Annotated in this window: 18 protein-coding genes; 8 read left to right on the forward strand and 10 right to left on the reverse strand. The window is 64.3% G+C overall.

The window, feature by feature from the left end; translation table 11 throughout:
* The first annotated feature begins 365 nt into the window (after positions 1-365).
* The 3 genes from thiP (at position 366) to V6767_RS14065 (ending at position 4,256) form a co-directional block, all read left to right on the forward strand.
* On the forward strand, positions 366-1,982 hold the full coding sequence (gene thiP, locus V6767_RS14055) for a thiamine/thiamine pyrophosphate ABC transporter permease (protein WP_448474053.1): 1,617 nt from the start codon (positions 366-368) through the stop codon (positions 1,980-1,982).
* Positions 1,983-1,996: 14 nt separating this feature from the next.
* Positions 1,997-2,644 carry a thiamine ABC transporter ATP-binding protein gene (locus V6767_RS14060; protein WP_448474054.1) on the forward strand — a complete coding sequence of 216 codons (648 nt, stop codon included), beginning with the start codon at positions 1,997-1,999 and terminating at the stop codon, positions 2,642-2,644.
* Positions 2,645-2,747: 103 nt separating this feature from the next.
* Positions 2,748-4,256 (forward strand): M48 family metalloprotease, encoded by a 1,509-nt coding sequence (locus tag V6767_RS14065; RefSeq protein ID WP_448474055.1) that lies wholly within the window; start codon positions 2,748-2,750, stop codon positions 4,254-4,256.
* Positions 4,257-4,277: 21 nt separating this feature from the next.
* Here the strand turns inward: V6767_RS14065 and V6767_RS14070 are convergent, their stop codons facing one another.
* The 6 genes from V6767_RS14070 to V6767_RS14095 all read right to left on the reverse strand — a co-directional run bounded on the left by V6767_RS14070 (position 4,278) and on the right by V6767_RS14095 (position 11,567).
* Positions 4,278-5,141, reverse strand: coding sequence for an RNA polymerase factor sigma-32 (locus V6767_RS14070; RefSeq protein WP_448474056.1), 864 nt, complete (start codon positions 5,139-5,141; stop codon positions 4,278-4,280).
* Between the two features lie 207 nt (positions 5,142-5,348).
* Positions 5,349-5,921, reverse strand: coding sequence for a CarD family transcriptional regulator (locus V6767_RS14075; RefSeq protein ID WP_230720069.1), 573 nt, complete (start codon positions 5,919-5,921; stop codon positions 5,349-5,351).
* Positions 5,922-6,366: 445 nt separating this feature from the next.
* Positions 6,367-6,705, reverse strand: a complete 339-nt coding sequence (gene fdxA / locus V6767_RS14080; protein ID WP_230720070.1) for a ferredoxin FdxA — start codon at positions 6,703-6,705, stop codon at positions 6,367-6,369.
* Positions 6,706-6,882: 177 nt separating this feature from the next.
* Positions 6,883-7,266: an RNA-binding S4 domain-containing protein gene (locus tag V6767_RS14085; protein WP_448474057.1), complete on the reverse strand. Its 384-nt coding sequence runs from the start codon at positions 7,264-7,266 to the stop codon at positions 6,883-6,885.
* A 4-nt stretch (positions 7,267-7,270) separates the two neighbouring features.
* Entirely contained in the window at positions 7,271-10,396 is a 3,126-nt protein-coding gene (locus tag V6767_RS14090) for a helicase-related protein (protein WP_448474100.1), read from the reverse strand.
* Positions 10,397-10,757: 361 nt separating this feature from the next.
* Positions 10,758-11,567, reverse strand: a complete 810-nt coding sequence (locus V6767_RS14095; protein ID WP_448474058.1) for a LytTR family DNA-binding domain-containing protein — start codon at positions 11,565-11,567, stop codon at positions 10,758-10,760.
* 79 nt (positions 11,568-11,646) lie between these two features.
* Between V6767_RS14095 and V6767_RS14100 the strand changes: the two genes are divergently transcribed.
* The 3 genes from V6767_RS14100 to V6767_RS14110 all read left to right on the forward strand — a co-directional run bounded on the left by V6767_RS14100 (position 11,647) and on the right by V6767_RS14110 (position 12,771).
* On the forward strand, positions 11,647-12,159 hold the full coding sequence (locus V6767_RS14100; protein WP_448474059.1) for a DUF6622 family protein: 513 nt from the start codon (positions 11,647-11,649) through the stop codon (positions 12,157-12,159).
* Positions 12,160-12,397: 238 nt separating this feature from the next.
* Positions 12,398-12,553 (forward strand): DUF3309 family protein, encoded by a 156-nt coding sequence (locus tag V6767_RS14105; protein WP_018067473.1) that lies wholly within the window; start codon positions 12,398-12,400, stop codon positions 12,551-12,553.
* 32 nt (positions 12,554-12,585) lie between these two features.
* A complete protein-coding gene (locus V6767_RS14110; protein ID WP_448430426.1) occupies positions 12,586-12,771 on the forward strand; it encodes a hypothetical protein in 186 nt (61 codons plus the stop codon).
* Between the two features lie 147 nt (positions 12,772-12,918).
* Here V6767_RS14110 and V6767_RS14115 read toward each other — a convergent pair whose 3' ends face one another.
* Complete coding sequence (locus V6767_RS14115; protein WP_448474060.1) at positions 12,919-14,100, reverse strand: acetyl-CoA C-acetyltransferase; 1,182 nt, start codon at positions 14,098-14,100, stop codon at positions 12,919-12,921.
* A gap of 199 nt (positions 14,101-14,299) precedes the next feature.
* Here V6767_RS14115 and phaR point away from each other — a divergent pair, with 199 nt between their 5' ends.
* Entirely contained in the window at positions 14,300-14,851 is a 552-nt protein-coding gene (gene phaR, locus V6767_RS14120; RefSeq protein WP_448474061.1) for a polyhydroxyalkanoate synthesis repressor PhaR, read from the forward strand.
* Between the two features lie 101 nt (positions 14,852-14,952).
* Here phaR and rpmF read toward each other — a convergent pair whose 3' ends face one another.
* The 3 genes from rpmF to V6767_RS14135 all read right to left on the reverse strand — a co-directional run bounded on the left by rpmF (position 14,953) and on the right by V6767_RS14135 (position 16,764).
* Positions 14,953-15,138, reverse strand: coding sequence for a 50S ribosomal protein L32 (rpmF, locus tag V6767_RS14125; protein ID WP_133282438.1), 186 nt, complete (start codon positions 15,136-15,138; stop codon positions 14,953-14,955).
* A 178-nt stretch (positions 15,139-15,316) separates the two neighbouring features.
* On the reverse strand, positions 15,317-15,964 hold the full coding sequence (locus V6767_RS14130; RefSeq protein ID WP_448474062.1) for a glutathione S-transferase family protein: 648 nt from the start codon (positions 15,962-15,964) through the stop codon (positions 15,317-15,319).
* A 74-nt stretch (positions 15,965-16,038) separates the two neighbouring features.
* On the reverse strand, positions 16,039-16,764 hold the full coding sequence (locus V6767_RS14135; protein ID WP_448474063.1) for a biosynthetic peptidoglycan transglycosylase: 726 nt from the start codon (positions 16,762-16,764) through the stop codon (positions 16,039-16,041).
* Positions 16,765-16,899: 135 nt separating this feature from the next.
* Between V6767_RS14135 and V6767_RS14140 the strand changes: the two genes are divergently transcribed.
* Positions 16,900-17,808 carry a polyprenyl synthetase family protein gene (locus V6767_RS14140; RefSeq protein WP_448474064.1) on the forward strand — a complete coding sequence of 303 codons (909 nt, stop codon included), beginning with the start codon at positions 16,900-16,902 and terminating at the stop codon, positions 17,806-17,808.
* The last annotated feature ends 11 nt before the right edge of the window (positions 17,809-17,819 follow it).

The following is a 17,819-nucleotide window of genomic DNA, read 5'->3' on the forward strand; positions in this document are numbered from 1 at the left end:
GCTGGCTGTGCGGCGGGTGCGTGACATTGCCTCACCTCCCGCATACTGCGGCGAACCGCTCCGCATAGCCCCCCAATCTTCTCGCCCCGGAGGGGAGAGATGTCGCGACAGCGACAGTGAGGGGGGAGTCTATCCCCGCGAACGCTCTCACGTTTTGAGATGCCGCGCCACCCTCACGGCCCCTTTCGGGGCATCTCTCCCGCCAGCGGGAGAGAGTATTGGGAGCAAGACGCGGGCCACATATGCACTAGACCCGCTCCCTGAGGCGCGAAGTGGCCGGCGGGTCCAGCAAAAGGCTGCAAATTCATCCTCCAGCCGCTGCCGGGCAAACCTGCCCGCCTGCGCCTGAACGCGAGGACTGCGCCATGCTGATGTCCTCCTCGGAACGCCGCCGCAGCTATGGCTATGGCATCATCGCCCTTGCCGGCGTGATCGGCTTTATCGCGATCGCCATTATCGCACTTTCCGGGTTCGGGCGGCTGCAGGCTTCGGTGGCGGTGTTCGAGGAACCCTATGTCTGGCGCATCCTGCGCTTCACGCTCTGGCAGGCCACGCTGTCGACGCTGATTTCGGTGACCTTGGCCATCCCGGTGGCGCTGGCGCTGGCGCGAAGACCGCATTTTCCGGGTCGGCTGTGGATCGTGCGGCTAATGGCGGTGCCGCTCGGCCTGCCGGTGCTGATCGGCGCGCTGGGCTTGATCGGTATCTGGGGCCGGCAGGGGATATTCAACGATCTGCTGACGCTGGTGGGCCTCGGCCGCCCGCTCCAGATCTACGGCCTGCAGGGCATTCTGCTGGCCCATGTCTATTTCAACCTGCCGCTTGCCGCCCGCCTGTTTCTGGCGGGGCTGGAGCGGGTGCCGCAGGAATATTTCAAATCGGCGGCGATGCTCGCCATGCCCGGCCGCGCGGTGTTCCGCTTCGTCGAATGGCCGGTGATTGCGCCGCTGATCGCCGGCGTCGCCGGGCTGATCTTCATGCTGTGCGCCACCTCGTTCACGCTGGTGCTGATCCTGGGCGGCGGGCCGGCGGCGACCACGATCGAGGTCGCGATCTATCAGGCGCTGCGCTTCGATTTCAATCCCGCCCGCGCCGTCGCCCTTGCCGGCATGCAGATCGCGCTGACCGGCCTGGTGCTGATCGCGCTCGCCTTCCTGCCCAAGGCCGACGATCCCGGCACCAGCGCCGACACCGCCATCGCCCGCCCGGATGGCGCGGGCCGGCTGAAGGCGCTGGCCGACGCCGGCATCATCGCGCTGTTCACGGTTGCCCTCGCGCTCCCGCTCGCCATGATCGTCATCAAGGGCGTGGAGGCGGACCTCATCAAGCTGCTCGGCGAAAGGATTTTTCTGCGGGCGACGGCGACAAGCCTTTCGATTGCGCTTGGCGCCGCACTGCTCTCGCTTTTCGTGGCGCTCGCCTTCATTGCCGCGACCGGGGCGGTGGCTGCGGCAAAACGTCCGAGCACCGTCGAGAAGGGTTTCAGCGCGACGATGGCGGCGATGGGATCGCTGGTGCTGCTGGTGCCGCCGATCGTGCTGGGCACCGGATGGTTTCTGCTGCTGCGCCCCTTCGGGCTGACCGATGCGGCCGCGCCGCTCGTGGTCGCCGGCATCAACGCGCTGATGGCGTTGCCCTTCGTGCTGCGGGTTCTGCAGCCGGCGATCGCGGTTCACCGCGCGCGCACCGCGCGGCTTGCGGCTAGTCTTGGACTTTCCGGTTTCGCCCGGCTGAGGATCGTCGACTGGCCGGGGCTGAAACGGCCGCTTCTGACGGCGCTCTCCTTCGCCATGGCGCTGTCGCTCGGCGATCTTGGTGCCGTGGCGCTGTTCGGCGGCGATGATCTCACCACGTTGCCCTGGCTGCTCTACAGCCGGCTCGGCAGCTACCGCACGGCGGATGCCAACGGCCTGGCACTGATCCTCGGCGCGATCTGCCTTATCCTGATGGTCGCCGGCACCCGCCGGCAGGCTGCGCGATGAAAGGGAAAGCGACCATGCCCGTCGATATCACGCTTGACGATGTTGCCCTGAGGCTCGGCGACAAGGACTTCCGCTTCGACGGCCGGATCGCGGGCGCGAAGGTGAGTGCCGTGACCGGCCGCTCCGGCTCAGGCAAGACGACGCTGCTGAACCTGATCGCCGGCTTCGAAAGGCCCGACAGCGGCGACATTCTGATTGCCGGCGAGCGGATGAACGGGCTTCATGTTTCGAGGCGGCCGGTGACGGTGGTGTTTCAGGAAAACAACCTGTTTGCCCATCTCGATATCTTCACCAATGTCGGCCTAGGCCTTGACCCGGCGCTGCGGCTTGACGATGCCGGACGGGAGAACGTGCGCGATGCGTTGAAACGGGTCGGGCTCGAAGGCTATGACAAGCGTAAGCCCGCGACGCTGTCCGGCGGCGAACGCCAGCGCGCGTCCTTTGCCCGGGCACTGGTGCGCGACCGGCCGGTTCTGCTGCTCGACGAGCCATTCGCGGCGCTCGATCCCGATATGCGCGGCGAGATGGGCAGGCTGCTGCTTGAACTTCATCGCGAATCCGGCAATACCGTCGTTATCGTCTCGCACGAGCCGGACGAGGTGGAGGCGATCGCCGACCACCGGCTGGTTGTCGAGAACGGGCGACTTTCCGCGCGCTATTGACCCTTGGCGCACGAAACGACAAATATGATAAAGTAAAACAGGCGCCGGGCGGCTTTCGCCGGACCGCAGTGATCAGGGACGCGTTCATCCGAACGCGACAGGTATGGTGAATAAGGTCGGCCGCGGCCTCACGCAAGACAGACGCAGGCGCTTCCTGCCGGGAGTGCGGCCATCCGTGTTCGTACTGATCGCGGCGCTGGGGCTCGCCTCGTGCCAGACTAACGACACCTTCTTCATCCTGCCGGAAACGCCTGCCAGCGCCGAGCAGACCGTCGACGCACTGACCCGCAATGATCCGAACGCGGCCATGGGCGCGCGCGAGCATCCGCGCATTCTCGAAAACTACGGCGGCCAGTACCGCGATCCGCAGGTCGAAAAACTGGTGGCCCGCGTCGCCGGCGCGCTGACGGCGGTGTCGGAAAATCCGCGCCAGACCTACCGGATCACCATCCTCAATTCGCCCAGCATTAATGCGTTCGCGCTGCCGGGCGGCTATCTCTATGTCACGCGCGGGCTTCTGGCGCTTGCCACCGATGCCTCCGAGATCGCCGCCGTGCTGTCGCACGAGATGGCGCATGTCACCGCCAATCACGGCATTGAACGCCAGCGCCGCGAGGAAGCGGAAGCGATTTCCAACGAGGTGATTTCCGAGGTTCTGCCGGGCAATCCGGAGGTCGACCAGATCGCCGCGCGCGGCAAGATGCGCCTTGCCGCCTTTTCGCGGCAGCAGGAGCTGGAGGCCGACGCGATCGGCATCCGCATGCTGGCGGAAGCCGGTTACGACCCATATGCCGCCTCGCGCTTCCTGCGCTCGATGGCGGCCTATGCGCAGTATGAATCGGCGGGCGCGGAGGGCGAGAGCCTCGACTTCCTGTCGAGCCATCCCAACACGCCGCGCCGTATCGAGCTCGCCGCCCAGCAGGCCGCGCTCTATGACAATGTCGGCGCCTCGGAAGTCGGCCGCGATTATTTCCTGAACGGAATCAACGGGCTGCTTTATGGTAGCAATCCGGACCAGGGCTATATCCGCAATCGCGATTTCTATCATCCCAAGCTGCAGATCGCCTTCCAGGTGCCGCCCGGTTTCGTGATGACGGACAAGGCCAATGCGGTGGTCGCCACCGGTCCCGGCGATGTCGCGATCCGTTTCGATGGCGTCAAGGCGAATGGCCGGCGCGATCTCGAGGATTATATAAAAAGCGGCTGGGTGACGGGGCTGGTGGAAGGCTCGGTCCAGTCCACCACCGTCAACGGCATGCCCGCAGCAACCGCAAAGGCCGTCGCGGGCGACTGGGTGTTCGATGTCACGGTGATCCGCGACGGCGGCGATATCTATCGCCTGCTGACCGCCGCGCCGCGCGGCAGCGGCGCGCTGGAGGATACCGCCTTTTCCGTGCGGTCTTCGTTCCGCAAGCTGTCGCCCGCCGAAGCCGCCGATCTGAAGCCATTGAGAATTCGCATCGTCACCGTTCAGCCGGGCGACACGGTCGCCAGCCTCGCCGCGAAGATGATGGGCACCAACCGCAAGCTCGCGCTGTTTCAGGTCCTGAACGCGCTGCCGCCGGGGGCGACGCTTTCTGCGGGCGAGACGGTGAAGATCGTTTCGCAGTAACGGGCGGGCAACGCGCGTTTTTTAGGCTATCGCGAGTTCCGACGGGCCGTCGGAGGTCATTGCCATCTTCAGCTTTTCGAGCGCCCGGGTTTCGATCTGGCGCACGCGTTCCTTGGAAATGCCAAGCTCCGCGCCGAGTTCGGCGAGCGTGGCGCTGTCGTCGGCAAGCTTGCGGGCGCGGATCACGCGGTTTTCCCGGGCGGTCAGCTTGGTCAGGGCGCGCTTAAGCCGCAAATGAAGCCGTTCGCCGTCGATGATGCCGGAGACCTGCTCTTCCGGTAGCGGCGCGTCGCAGACCAGAAGGTCGATCCGCTCGGCGCCCTCTTCGCCGTCATTGCCGACGGGGGCCTGAAGCGAGGCGTCATTGCCGGAAAGCCGGGCGTCCATGACCTGCACGTCGGAGACCGAAACGCCGAGGCTGGCGGCGATTTCTTCGTAAATCGCCTGCGAACTCATGCTGCGGTCGCGCGCGGCGATCTTGGCGCGCAGGCGACGGAGCTTGAAGAACAGCGCTTTCTGGGTGGAACTGGTTCCGCCGCGCACGATCGACCAGTTGCGCAGCACGTAATCCTGCATCGAGGCGCGAACCCACCAGCTTGCGTAGGTCGAAAACCGGACGCCGCGCTGATGATCGAAACGGGCAGCCGCTTCCAGAAGGCCGACATAGCCTTCCTGCACCAGATCCGACTTGGGAAGGCCGAAGCCGCGGAACTTGCCGGCCATCGAGACCACCAACCTCAGATGCGCCATGGCGATATCATCGCGCGCATCGCTGTCATCCTTCACTCGCCAGCGGGTGGCAAGCTCGGTTTCCTGTTCGCGTGAAAGATAAGGCGCTGCCATTGCTGCGCTGGCAATGCGGTGGTCCTGTACGTCGATATCCATGGCGTGGCTCCCGGAAGGCGCGTTGTTTGGGCCAACGAGGGCTTCGGGACGACAAGCGCATCCGTTGCTCCTCGAAAATATCAACGCAAAGCGGGGGCATTTAGTTCAACATGGAATTCATTTTTTCAGTTCAAAGGGCTGGATCATAAAAAAATCCGGCCTAAAAGACCGGATTTTTCATTCAACATGTTGCTGGAAGCGCCTTGATCAGGCCGCTTCCTCGCGGGCGTCGTCTTCGTCTTCCGCCGCCTTGCCGCGCTTGGGACCCTTGGCAAGGTGGGTTTCGATCAGGCGGACAGCCTCGGTTTCCGACATCTTGTTGACGGCGGCGATTTCGCGCGCCATGCGGTCAAGCGCCGCTTCATAGAGCTGGCGTTCGGAATAGGACTGCTCGGGCTGGTTCTCGGCGCGATAGAGATCGCGGACCACCTCGGCGATCGAGATCAGGTCGCCGGAATTGATCTTGGCATCATATTCCTGCGCGCGGCGCGACCACATGGTGCGCTTCACGCGGGCCTTGCCCTGCACAACCTTCAGCGCGCGCTCGACGAAATCGGTCTCCGACAGCTTGCGCATGCCGATGCTCATGGCCTTGGCCACCGGCACCTTCAGACGCATCTTGTCCTTGTCGAATTCGATCACGAAAAGCTCGAGCTTCATGCCGGCCACTTCCTGCTCCTCGATCGCGCTGATCGTGCCAACGCCGTGGGCAGGGTAGACGATCGACTCGCCGGGCTTGAAACCGTGGCGGCCGGCAGGTTTTTTCTGTTGTACTGTCATAGGCTTTCAAAAACTCCCTGTTACGCATCCGGCGGGCGCCGGTTCCGGACATGCATGATCCGGAGGGTGGGGCAACGGAGGTTGCCACCCACTGTTTCCATCGAACGGGCAACGAAAAGCGACACGAAATCCTGATCTGAAGACAAAGGCCTTCAAAAAAATTCCGATTATTCGACGTTTGGGTTGATTTCTTTCTTCGGCTTTTAAGACAAAGCTGCCGTTTTATGGGTCAGTGCCAATTATATAGCATGTTGTGCAGCAGAAATCAATGAGCCGTGCACCCGTGACGCATCGTCACCGGCGGGAGGGTGGTCCATGGCCGACACGTAACCGAATTGGCGCGCTTCGCCAAGCCCAAAATTGTGCCCCGGCCGGAAAAAAGCTGCGCTTGTTGACGATGCGTCAATTACCGCAGCATGCCGGGATCAGCCGGTCGGCGCGACGCTCAGTCGCCCGCGCCGGGCTTGTCGGAGAAGAACTTCTCGAACTTGTTTTCGACGCCATCCATCTCCTCCGCTTCGGGCAGCGGCTCTTTCTTGATGGTGATGTTGGGCCAGGATTCGGAGAAATCGGCGTTCAGCTTCAACCACTTGTCGAGGCCGGGCTCGGTATCGGGCTTGATCGCCTCGGCGGGACATTCCGGCTCGCAGACGCCGCAATCGATGCATTCATCGGGGTGGATGACGAGAAAATTCTCGCCCTCGTAGAAACAGTCCACCGGGCAGACTTCGACACAATCGGTATATTTGCACTTGATGCAATTATCGGTCACGACATAGGTCATGAAAGACTCCAGAAAAGCGGCCGGCGCGCGCCCTTTGAAACCGAAAACCGGTTCGCCGCAGGCTTCGCACCCATAAACTCTGCCCGGAACTACCGGCTTTCAGACGGCCGGGCAAGACCATTTCATGCTCGAAACCGGGGCGTGACGGGTAGAACTTTCCAAACCCGCGTCGGCAATTCAGTCGCCGCGCAATTTCGAAAGGTCGCGGCGTTCCTTCTTGGTCGGCCGGCCTGAACCCGGAACCCGCTGGGCCTGTTCGAACGCGTTGAGCTTTTCGCGCGCCTCCGGCGGCGAGCTGATGTGCTCGTACAGCGTCTGCGCTTCGGCAAACGGCCCCCGGCGGGTTCCTGCCGCGCGCACGATCACATGGACATCGCGTCGCTCCAGCGCAACGACGAGCTTGTCGCCGTCGCCGACATCGACGCTCGGGCGGATGACCCGCGACCCGTTGAGCCGGACATGGCCATCGCGCACCAGTTTCTGCGCCAGCGAGCGCGATTTGACGATGCGCGCGAAGAACAGCCATTTGTCGATGCGCTGTTTTTCGGCGGCTTCGTCCATGGTTCTAGCGCTTCATCTGCTCTTTCAGGGCAGCGAGCTTGGCGAACGGCGAATCCGGATCGATCGGCTTGTCCTTTTCGCGGCGCGGCGGGCGCTGGTTTGCGTGATCGTCCTTGCGGTCGCGACGCGGCCCCTTGCCGCCTTTGCCGCCCTTTCCGCCGCGGTCGTTTCTGCCGAAACGCTCGCCGTCGCCCCGGTTCTCACCGGCCTCGCCGCCGCCCTTGCGGCCGCCCTGCTGTCCGCGCCCGCGGCCTTCGCCGCGCTGCTGGCCACGGCCATGCTGGGGACGGGCGTTGCGTTCATTGCGGCCAGCCTGACGCCACAGCAGAACAGGCTTGGCCTCTTCTTCCGGCTTGTCTTCGGCAGGCGCCTCGGCGGTTTCTTCCGCCTTGCCGGCGGCAGGAGCGTCTTCCGCGGCCGGTTCCGACGGCTGTTCCGCCGGCGCTTCGGCCGTCTGCGTCGCAGCGGTTTCCGTCGCGGCAACCTCGGTTGTTTCTTCGGCAGTCTTCGCCTCTGCTGCGTCGGCGCGCTCGGCCGTCATTGCGGCTTCGGCGGTCTCTTCAGTCGGCGTTTCGGCAGGCTTTTCCGCGACGGCCTTCTTGGCGACGGTTTCCACCATCACGCCGCTCGGAGCCTGGCGGGCGGCCTTTTCGGCGTCGCGCGCGGCCTGGATTTCGGCAAGCGTGGCGACCTCTTCTTCCGAGGCGACATCGGCGCGATAGCCGAGACCTTTGAGGATTTCCTCCATGTCGTCGGCGGTCGCGCCGAGGATCGACATCATCGCCGGCGTGGTGACGAAGCGGCGGCCGTCGAATGCGCCTTCCGGCCGGGGCGAACCGCCTTCCGGCTTCCACTGGGTCAGCGGGCGAATCAGGTCGGCGAGGCGCTCGAGAATGTCAATGCGCACGGCGCGCTTTCCGAGGAAACGGAAGCCGGCGAGCTTGTAGAACTCGCGCTCATAGGTCGGGTCGGTGACGACCGAGGTGCGGCCGGCCGCCAGCACCGAGATCAGGTCGCCATAGCCGGGCTTCTCAAGTCCGTCATTCTTCAGCGCCCAGAGTAGCGTGATCATCTCCGCCGGTGCCGGCTTCAGCAAAGCGGGCATGAACACATGGTAGGCGCCGAAGCGCACGCCGTAGCGGCGCAACGAGGCGCGCGCATCCTGATCCAGCGACTTCACCTCATTGGCGACATCGCGGCGGAACAGCACGCCGTAGGCCTCGACAAGCTGGAAGGCGAGGCCGCGGGCAATGCCTTCGAGATCCTCGGCATTGGCGAGATCGTCGAGCGGCTTCAACACGGTCTGGATCTGGTGATTAACGTAGCGCTCGATACGGGCTGCGACATGATCGCGCGCCGGACCGGTCAATCGCTCGTCGGCCAGCAGGATCACGCGCGGGCGCAACACGTTGTCGGAGGCGACAAGCCGGGCCACGGGATCGCCGAGCCAGCGCACGGTGCCAGACGCATCAAGCGCCAGATCGCCATTGCCCGAGGCATGCAGGCGCGCGGCGCGCGCCTCGAACTCCAACGCCAGCGCCTTCAGCGCCGCCGCTTCGATCGCCTTGGCATCGGGACCCTCGGCCCCGGACACGGCTTTGAAACGGAAGCCCGCCAGTTCCCCCACATGATGTCCTTCGACAAAGACATCACCATTCACGCTCACTTCAGCTTCAAGCATCGCATTCTCTCTCAGGCGCTTCATCAGCACAGATGTCCTGCGGTCAACGAAGCGTTTCGTCAACCTCTCATGCAGCGCATCTGACAGCCGATCCTCGATTTTCCGTGTCTTTTCCTGCCAGTGTGTCGGATCGGCAAGCCATCCGGGCCGGTTCGAAACATAAGTCCATGTTCTGATCTGGGCAATCCGCGCCGACAGCGTATCGATTTCGCCATCGATCCGGTCGGCGTGTTTTACCTGCTTTGCCAGGAAATCCTCGTCCACCGTGCCGTGCTCGACAAGGTCGAGATAGAGCGAGGCGATCAGCTCGGCATGCTGGGCGGGGGTGATCCGGCGATAATCCGGCAGCGCGCAGGCTTCCCACAGAAGCTCGATGCGGGCGCGGCGATCGGCCTTGCCGGCAACGTCGGGATTGCGCGCCAGAAATTCGAGCGCGCGCTGGTCGACCGCCGGCAGCGCCCGCGTCAGGCCCGGCACGCGCGGCACGTCGTCAAGGCTCGCCTTCAGGCTGTCGAGCGAGGAGAAATCGAGCGCCTTGGAACGCCATTGCAGCACACGGACGGGATCGAACTGGTGCGATTGCAGCCGTTCCACGAGTTCATCGTCGAACGGCGCGACCCTGCTGGTGACGCCGAACGTGCCGTCGCGCATGTGGCGTCCGGCGCGGCCCGCGATCTGGCCGAGTTCGCCGGGGTTGAGATTGCGATACTGATGGCCGTCGAATTTGCGGTCCTGGGCAAAGGCGACGTGGTCGACATCGAGATTGAGCCCCATGCCGATCGCGTCGGTCGCCACCAGGTATTCGACGTCGCCGTTCTGGTAGAGCTCGACCTGGGCGTTGCGGGTGCGTGGCGAAAGCGCGCCCAGCACCACCGCCGCCCCGCCGCGCTGGCGGCGGATCAGCTCGGCGATCGAATAGACTTCCTCGGTGGAAAAGGCGACGACGGCGGAGCGTCGCGGCAGGCGCGTGATCCGCTTCTGGCCGGCATAGAAAAGCTGCGACAGGCGCGGCCGCTCGACCACGGAAATGCCGGGAAGCAGTTTCTGCAGGATCGGCCGCATGGTCGCCGAGCCGAGAAGCAACGTTTCCTCGCGCCCGCGCAGATGCAGGATGCGGTCGGTGAAGATGTGGCCGCGCTCCATGTCGCTGGCGAGCTGCACCTCGTCGATGGCGACGAAGGCGACATCGGCCTCGCGCGGCATGGCTTCCACGGTGCAGACGCTGAAACGCGCTTTCGGCGGGGCGATCTTCTCCTCGCCGGTGATCAGCGCGACATTGTTGACGCCGACGCGTTCGACGATGCGGGTATAGACCTCGCGCGCCAGCAGGCGCAGCGGCAGGCCGATGACGCCGGAGGAATGCGCCACCATGCGCTCGATCGCGAAATGGGTCTTGCCGGTATTGGTCGGACCGAGCATCGCGGTAACGCCGCGCCCGCTCAAGATCATTGCTTCAGAATTCAATGTCCGGTCCCGAATGATGTGGCCGGGGCCAAATGCTCGCCCCCGACGGTCTTTCATATCCGCGCGGGCCGGCTCCATCGGCCCGCAGCGGTCGCTCGCCTATAGATGGCCTGCCGATCGCCGACAAGCAAGAGGGGCCTTTGGATTTCGGCCGCGAAAACGCCGTTCCGTTAAGTTTTGGAACAGATGCGAACGAATCACAGACGAATCGCTGACTCTGTCGTTTTCCCGATTTGTTCACGGCTAGATATTGCGGAAAGGGACTGCGGGCGGTCCACATCTGGATTCGGATTTTCCCGGGGCCATGGCGAAGCGCCGGATTCGGCCGTCGCATTAACCATTTGCCTCAACGCACCAGAAGGCCTGACCGACGTAGGTCGTCGAGACAGGAACGGCTGACGGGCAGGCGGTCGCCGGCGGTGGTTTCGACGAACACCTTGCCACTCTCGCGCCGGACGGCAGAGACGGCATCGAGCGCAACCCAGTGGGAGCGGTGGATTTGCAGACCGTTTACGGGGGCAGTCTCGTCGATGGCATCCTTCAGCCGGATCAGCAGCATGTGGCGGCCCGCGCCGGTGGTGACCTCGACATAGTGGTCGCTGACGCTGAGCGAGATCAGCGGTCCGCGCCTCTCGACCGGCAGGCGCGTTAGCAGTCGCGGCGGTTCGGGCCTTTGCGGCGTCTCCGCTTCCACCGACTCGTCGCGCGCAAGAAGCTCCATTGCCGCAACGGCGGCGGTGGCGATGATGAAGGCATGGGTCGCGGTCGCGGCGATCGCAGAGGGCGCGAGCGCCGCAAGGCCCTCGACCGCGATCGTGACAGGCAGCACCGCAATGGTGGCGACAGAACCCGCAACGAGAATGACGGCCACAAGCGCGTAATGGCGCGGCGTCCGGCGGGCTCTGAGGTGAAACCGCGTCCACTTTGCAAAGAAATGCGCCGCCCAATAGGTCAGAAACGTGGTTGCCCCCCAGAAGGCGAAGCGCCCGACGAGCGAAAACGCCGATTGCGTATCGAACGGGCCGGACCAGGCGAGCACGGCGGCGAGGATAAGAAGCAGGCCATGCACCCGCCAATTGGCGAGATCGCGCCGCATCTGGCGAAGCGTGAATTGCAGGCCGCTGTCATTCGCGAAGTTTTCGCGCAGTTCGTTCATTCCCTGTTTTCCCGATGTCCCGGAATGTTATGGCAGCGGCCGAGGTTATCGTTTCCCCAAGATGAAAGGAACAGCGGACATGTTTATCGACATCATCAAAGGCACGCCCCTTTACGTCTGGCTCATCCTGGCGCTGCTCGTCTATCGCGGCGTGAAGCGGCTTTATCCGCGCGATGTTCATCTGCGCGCCTTCGTGATCCTGCCGCTTCTGTTTCTGTTTCTCGCCGGTCACCGGCTGGCCACGCTTGACTACACCCATGCGGTGCTTGTCGGGCTCGTCGGTGGCCTCATTGTCGGCGCGTTGCTGACGGTCATGCTGCGGCCGCAGGATCGGCTTTCCTATGCCGGCGGGAACCGCGCCCGTGTCGAGGGCGAATGGCACACGTTGGCGATGGTTCTGGCGCTGTTTGCCGCGCTCTATGCGCAGAATGCCGGCCTCGCCGTAAACCCGGGTCTGGCCAACAACGTGCTTTTCATGCTCGCGGTCAACGCCGTCATCGGCCTCGCCACGGGCTTTTCCACCGCTCGCGCCGCGGCCTATCTGCTCAAGGTAAAGAGGCTCGCAAAAGCCGGTGAAAGTGCTTCGCATTAACTTTCAGGTCAAAGCCGGAACGAATCAGCGACGAATCGCTTACCCGGCGATTTTCCGGTTTTGTTCACCGCTAGATATGGTGCGGGAAGGATTTGTTAACCATATTTTTCAAGCGGTTGGCGCTGCCCGCGCGCACAGCCGTTAACCTTTTCCGCGCCACGTTCGGAAGATGGGCTGGGAACAAAATTTTGCCCGGCCGCGTTTAGGCTGCGAACATATGACCGGAGAGGGCAATCACATGCTGGGCACCATTCTTCTTATTATTCTGATATTGCTGCTGATCGGCGCGCTGCCGCGGTGGGGTTATTCCACCAACTGGGGCTACGGGCCGTCCGGCGGTCTCGGCCTCGTGCTGCTGATCGTCATAATCCTGCTTTTGGCGGGCTATATCTGACAAAGACTGAAGAACATTGGAGACCTGACATCATGAAGAAGACCGTTATCGCCATCGCATTCATTCTTCCGCTGGCCGCCTGCACCACGCAGGAACGCAACACCGCTGCTGGCGCCGGCATCGGCGCGGGCGTGGGCGCGCTTGCCACCAACAGTGCCGGCGGCGCCGTGGCGGGCGGCCTGATCGGCGGCGGCATCGGCGCTGCAACGGCCAACTGATCGCCAATGCGCCGGTCGGGCAAACCCCGGCCGGCGATCCTTATCGAAAGCGGCGCGCGCCTAGGGCTGTCGCGTCAAGATCGGCTCGCAGCATCCCCCCGCTCGTCGATCCAGGCGTCGCGTTTTGCGACGCCTTTTCTTTTGCGCTCAGGCGCGTTCCACGCACATCGCAACGCCCATGCCGCCGCCGATGCAGAGCGTGGCGAGGCCCTTCTTTACATCGCGCCGGCGCATTTCGTGAAGCAGGGTCGTCAACACCCGCGCACCGGAAGCGCCGATCGGATGGCCGAGCGCGATCGCCCCGCCATTGACATTGACCTTTTCCGGGTCGAGCGCGAGCTCGCGCACCACCGCACAGGCCTGCGCCGCGAACGCCTCGTTGGCCTCGATCAGGTCGAGATCGCCGACCTGCCAGCCGGCCCTGGCCAGCGCCTTCTGCGAGGCCGGGATCGGGCCCGTGCCCATCACCTGCGGATCGACGCCGGCGGTCGCCCATGACACGATCCGCGCCAGCGGCGCGATGCCGCGCCGTTCGGCATTCGCCGCCTCCATCAGCACCAGCGCCGCCGCGCCGTCATTGATGCCCGAGGCATTGCCGGAGGTCACGCTGCCGCCATCCATGAAGGCCGGGCGCAGGCGTTCGAGCGCGTGCGCGGTCATGCCCTCGCGGATGCCCTCGTCCTGGTCGACCACCACCTCGGACTTGCGGGTGGCGACGGTGACCGGCACGATCTCGTCGGCGAAGCGGCCTGCTGCGCGGGCGGCCTCGGCGCGGTTTTGCGAGCGGACGGCATAGTCGTCCTGCACCGCACGGGTCAGCCCCCAGCGCTCGGCGATGTTTTCCGCGGTCACGCCCATGTGATAGCCATAGAAGGCGTCGACCAGCCCGTCCTTCAGCATGGTGTCGACCATGGCGGCGTCGCCCATGCGCGTTGCGCTGCGAAGATGGGCGCAATGCGGCGACAGCGACATCGATTCCTGTCCGCCCGCCACCACGATCTCGGCATCGCCGGAAAGGATCTGCTGCATGCCGAGCGCGACGGCCCGAAGCCCCGATCCGCAGAGTTGGTTGATGACGAGGGCGGTCTTCTCGGCCGGCATGCCCGCGGCCATCGCCGCCTGTCGGGCGGGGTTCTGGCCGGCGCCCGCCGTCAGCACCTGGCCGAGGATCGCCTCATCGACATCAGCCGGCGAAACGCCCGCGCGGGCAAGCGCTTCCGCGATCGCCACGGCCCCCAGCTCATGGGCGGGCACGCTGGAAAGCGCGCCGCCCAGAACGCCGATCGGCGTGCGCGCCGCGCCTGCAATAACAATGGCCGAACCGGACATGTTTCTCTCTCCCCATTTCACGATAGCGGCACTGTGCAGAAGCCGGTTTGCGAAGTCAAACGGGCCGCCGCCGCCGCTTTGCCCCGCAGCAAAGACCCCGCCGCCGGCGTCGCTGCATTGCGACAAAATCATTGTACCGGGGCCGGTTTTGAGGTTACATCAGAGCGGGAAGAGGAAACAGATCGCGGGAGGAGGCACAATGCCCGTAAGCGACGGACCGACAATCATCAAGAAATACGCGAACCGCCGGCTCTACAATACCGGCACCAGCAGCTACGTCACGCTGGAAGACCTGGCCGACATGGTGAAAAGAGGAGAGGATTTCACCGTGAAGGACGCCAGGGCCGGCGACGACATCACCCACACTGTGCTGACCCAGATCATCTTCGAACAGGAGGCGAAGTCCGATCAGGCGATCCTGCCGGTGTCATTCCTGCGCGAGATCATCGGCTATTACGGCGACCAGATGCAGGCCATGCTGCCGGGCTTTCTCGACAACGCCATGAAGGCGTTTTCCGAGCAGCAGACCCATATGCGCGAGCAGATGGACAAGGCGCTCTACGCCAATCCGCTGAAGCGGGAATACTACCGCAAGGAAGAGGCCGCGCGTCAGGCGGGCCTCGCCGCGACACGGTATCGCGGTGCGGCGGAAGAGGAAGACCTCGAAGGCATGCACAATGCAGCCCCCGGCGACCTCGACGACCTGCGCCGCCAGCTGCGGGTGCTGCAGGACCGTATCGACAATATGTGAGTGACGCCGGGCGGAAACGCCCGGCCATAAAATTCGCCCCAACAAAAAAGCCGCCCCACGGGACGGCTTTTTTCAATTTCAGCGGAAAGCTGCCTGATGAATCAGGCGTTTTCCTTCGGCGTCAGAACCTGGCGGCCGCGATACATGCCGGTCTTCAGATCGATATGATGCGGACGGCGCAGTTCGCCGGAGTTCTTGTCTTCGACATAGGTCGGAGCCTTGAGAGCGTCTGCAGCACGGCGCATACCGCGCTTGGACGGGGTCGTTTTTCTTTTCGGTACAGCCATTGGACTACTCCACTTGAGGCGCAAGGCTCAATCGACGGCGGGTGAAACCACCGCAAGATCGTCCCTGGAATTCTTGAAATTTGGCGCGCTTATACAGGGCAAACCGGCGTTTGACCAGTCCCCCCGGCATTTTTTTGACTCATCCGGAAGCTGGGCGGCAACAGGGGCGAAACCGGGCTCACACCTCGTCTTCGGGAACCACCCAGCTTTCGGCCAGCGCGCCGTCGCGCCAGCGCTGGAACGCCGGCACGCTTTTGATGGCATTCATATAGGCGAGCGACGTCGCATTGTCGGTGAGTTCATAGACCTCGAAACGGTTGACCACCGGCGCATACATCGCATCGGCCGCCGAAAAGCTGCCGAACAGGAACGGCCCGCCCGAGGCCTCAAGCGCATCGGCCCACAGCGTTTCGATGCGCCGGATATCGGCCTTGACGGCGTCATCGACGGCGAGCGGCGCGGGTTTGCGGCCGAAATTCATCGGGCAGGCCCCGCGCAGCGCCCGGAAACCCGCATGCATTTCCGCCGAGACGGCGCGCGCCGCCGCCCGCTCCACCCTGTCGGCGGGCCAGAGCTGGGCTTCCGGGTAGAGTTCGGCGACATATTCGATGATCGCGAGCGATTCCCAGACCCGGAACCTGCCGTGATGCAGCACCGGCACCTGACCGACGGGCGAGACTTCGCGAAAGCGCGGATTGCCGGCGGGAAAATCGAACGGGATCAGCACTTCCTTGAACGGAATCCCGGCAGCCTCCATCGCCAGCCATGGCCTGAGCGACCATGAGGAGTATTTCTTGTTGCCGATATAAAGCGTCAGATCGCTCATGCCTCGCCCTTCCACCACGTTTGCGCGGGAGTTAAGCCGATTTTGGAGCCCCGCGCCAACAACAATGTCGAATGTCAGTCATAAAGGCAGGTGATATAGGCGCCCGAACGCCCGGCTAGCCGCTCCACGCGGGCGGCGAGGGCCTGCATGTGGCGGCTCGGGGCGGCGGCCTGCCGGCCCACCGGATCGGGCAGCGACACGGCGAGCAGCGCGGCCTGCCGCGCCGTTAGGTCCGAAGCCGAGACGCCGAACTGTTCGCGCGCCGCCGCCTCGATGCCGAAGGTCTCCGGTCCCCATTGCGCGATGTTGAGATAAATCTCCATGATCCGCTTCTTGGGCCAGACGATATCGGCGGAGATCGCCAGCGGCAGCTCCAGCGCCTTGCGGATATAGGAGCGGCTGTTCCAGAGGTAGAGGTTCTTCACCGTCTGCATCGGTATCGTGCTCGCCCCGCGCACGGCCTTGCCGGCCAGCGCATCCTCGACGACCGCCTTGTACTCGCCCCAGTCGATGCCGTCGTGATTGCAGAACTGCCCGTCCTCCGACATCATCACCGATTGCACCAGTACCGGCGCGATCTCATCGAACGGCACCCATTGCCGGTCATAGCCGGTAAAAAGCCGGGTCATCATCGGCACGGATACGGGGTGCACGAAGGATGGCCGGTAAAGCGGCAGCAGCATGTAGGGCAAAAGCACGATCACGATGATGACAATCACGCCGTAGCGGATCAGGCGGCGAAAAAGCGAACGGCGCGGGGCATCATCCTCATCGTCTTCCGGCATGTCGTCGTCGCGCATCGGTTCATTAGCTTTCGTGAAATCCGCCCCTTCCATAGCGTGATGCGGCCGCCAAGAAAAGCCGTGGCGCCCGTGCATGGAAGCGCGCGCGAAACCGCTTGAACGCCGCGCCCCCTCGTGCCAAGACATGGCCCCATGTCAGAGACCGAATTCACCACCCGCCTCGAAAGCGCCCGCAAGGACGTCGAAGCCTGCCTCGACCAACTGCTCGGCCCCGAACCGCTTGACGGCGAAACCGCGCGGCCGGAAACGCTGATGGCGGCGATCCGTCACGGCGTGCTGAACGGCGGCAAACGCTTCCGCCCGTTTCTGGTGATCGAGACCACCCGGCTTCTCGGCGGGCCGGCGGATGCGGCGCTCAGGGTGGCCGCGGCGCTGGAATGTATCCACTGCTACTCGCTGATTCACGACGACCTGCCGGCCATGGACGACGACGATCTGCGCCGGGGCCGACCGACGGTGCACAAGGCCTTCGACGAGGCCGCCGCGATTCTCGCCGGCGACAGCCTGCTGACGCTCGCCTTCGATATCATTGCCGACGATGCGACCGGGCTTGAGCCCGCAGCCCGTCTTGCCCTTGTCAGCGCGCTCTCGCGGGCGGCGGGCATTGGCGGCATGGCGGGCGGGCAGGCGCTCGATCTGGCGGCGGAAAAGACCCCGCCGGACGAGGCCGGCATCGTGACGCTACAGGCGATGAAGACCGGCGCGCTGATCCGTTTTGGGGCGGAAGCCGGCGCGATCATTGCCGGCGCGGCGGCGGACGAGCGCGCCCGCCTTGCCCGTTTCGGCGCGGTGATCGGCCTCGCCTTTCAGCTTGCCGACGATCTTCTCGATTTGAGGGCCGATGCCGAAACCATGGGCAAGGCAACCGGCAAGGATGCCGGGCGCGGCAAGGGCACGCTGGTGTCGCTCCACGGCACGGACTGGGCCGAGCGCAGGCTGTCGGAACTGGTCGAAGAGGCCGAGGCCCTGCTTAGCCCCTTCGGCGCGCGGGCCGCAACGCTGATCGCCGCCGCCCGCTTCGTGGCCTCACGCGAGAACTGAGGTCTGCGCGG

This window comes from Martelella sp. FLE1502 (assembly GCF_053484255.1).

What these genes read in the sequence shown, in the direction of transcription:
- thiP (WP_448474053.1), top strand. Translation starts at nt 366, where the DNA reads ATGCTGATGTCCTCCTCGGAACGCCGCCGCAGCTATGGCTATGGCATC.
- V6767_RS14060 (WP_448474054.1), top strand. Translation starts at nt 1,997, where the DNA reads ATGCCCGTCGATATCACGCTTGACGATGTTGCCCTGAGGCTCGGCGAC.
- V6767_RS14065 (WP_448474055.1), top strand. Translation starts at nt 2,748, where the DNA reads ATGGTGAATAAGGTCGGCCGCGGCCTCACGCAAGACAGACGCAGGCGC.
- V6767_RS14070 (WP_448474056.1), bottom strand. Translation starts at nt 5,141, where the DNA reads ATGGATATCGACGTACAGGACCACCGCATTGCCAGCGCAGCAATGGCA.
- V6767_RS14075 (WP_230720069.1), bottom strand. Translation starts at nt 5,921, where the DNA reads ATGACAGTACAACAGAAAAAACCTGCCGGCCGCCACGGTTTCAAGCCC.
- fdxA (WP_230720070.1), bottom strand. Translation starts at nt 6,705, where the DNA reads ATGACCTATGTCGTGACCGATAATTGCATCAAGTGCAAATATACCGAT.
- V6767_RS14085 (WP_448474057.1), bottom strand. Translation starts at nt 7,266, where the DNA reads ATGGACGAAGCCGCCGAAAAACAGCGCATCGACAAATGGCTGTTCTTC.
- V6767_RS14090 (WP_448474100.1), bottom strand. Translation starts at nt 10,396, where the DNA reads ATGATCTTGAGCGGGCGCGGCGTTACCGCGATGCTCGGTCCGACCAAT.
- V6767_RS14095 (WP_448474058.1), bottom strand. Translation starts at nt 11,567, where the DNA reads ATGAACGAACTGCGCGAAAACTTCGCGAATGACAGCGGCCTGCAATTC.
- V6767_RS14100 (WP_448474059.1), top strand. Translation starts at nt 11,647, where the DNA reads ATGTTTATCGACATCATCAAAGGCACGCCCCTTTACGTCTGGCTCATC.
- V6767_RS14105 (WP_018067473.1), top strand. Translation starts at nt 12,398, where the DNA reads ATGCTGGGCACCATTCTTCTTATTATTCTGATATTGCTGCTGATCGGC.
- V6767_RS14110 (WP_448430426.1), top strand. Translation starts at nt 12,586, where the DNA reads ATGAAGAAGACCGTTATCGCCATCGCATTCATTCTTCCGCTGGCCGCC.
- V6767_RS14115 (WP_448474060.1), bottom strand. Translation starts at nt 14,100, where the DNA reads ATGTCCGGTTCGGCCATTGTTATTGCAGGCGCGGCGCGCACGCCGATC.
- phaR (WP_448474061.1), top strand. Translation starts at nt 14,300, where the DNA reads ATGCCCGTAAGCGACGGACCGACAATCATCAAGAAATACGCGAACCGC.
- rpmF (WP_133282438.1), bottom strand. Translation starts at nt 15,138, where the DNA reads ATGGCTGTACCGAAAAGAAAAACGACCCCGTCCAAGCGCGGTATGCGC.
- V6767_RS14130 (WP_448474062.1), bottom strand. Translation starts at nt 15,964, where the DNA reads ATGAGCGATCTGACGCTTTATATCGGCAACAAGAAATACTCCTCATGG.
- V6767_RS14135 (WP_448474063.1), bottom strand. Translation starts at nt 16,764, where the DNA reads ATGCGCGACGACGACATGCCGGAAGACGATGAGGATGATGCCCCGCGC.
- V6767_RS14140 (WP_448474064.1), top strand. Translation starts at nt 16,900, where the DNA reads ATGTCAGAGACCGAATTCACCACCCGCCTCGAAAGCGCCCGCAAGGAC.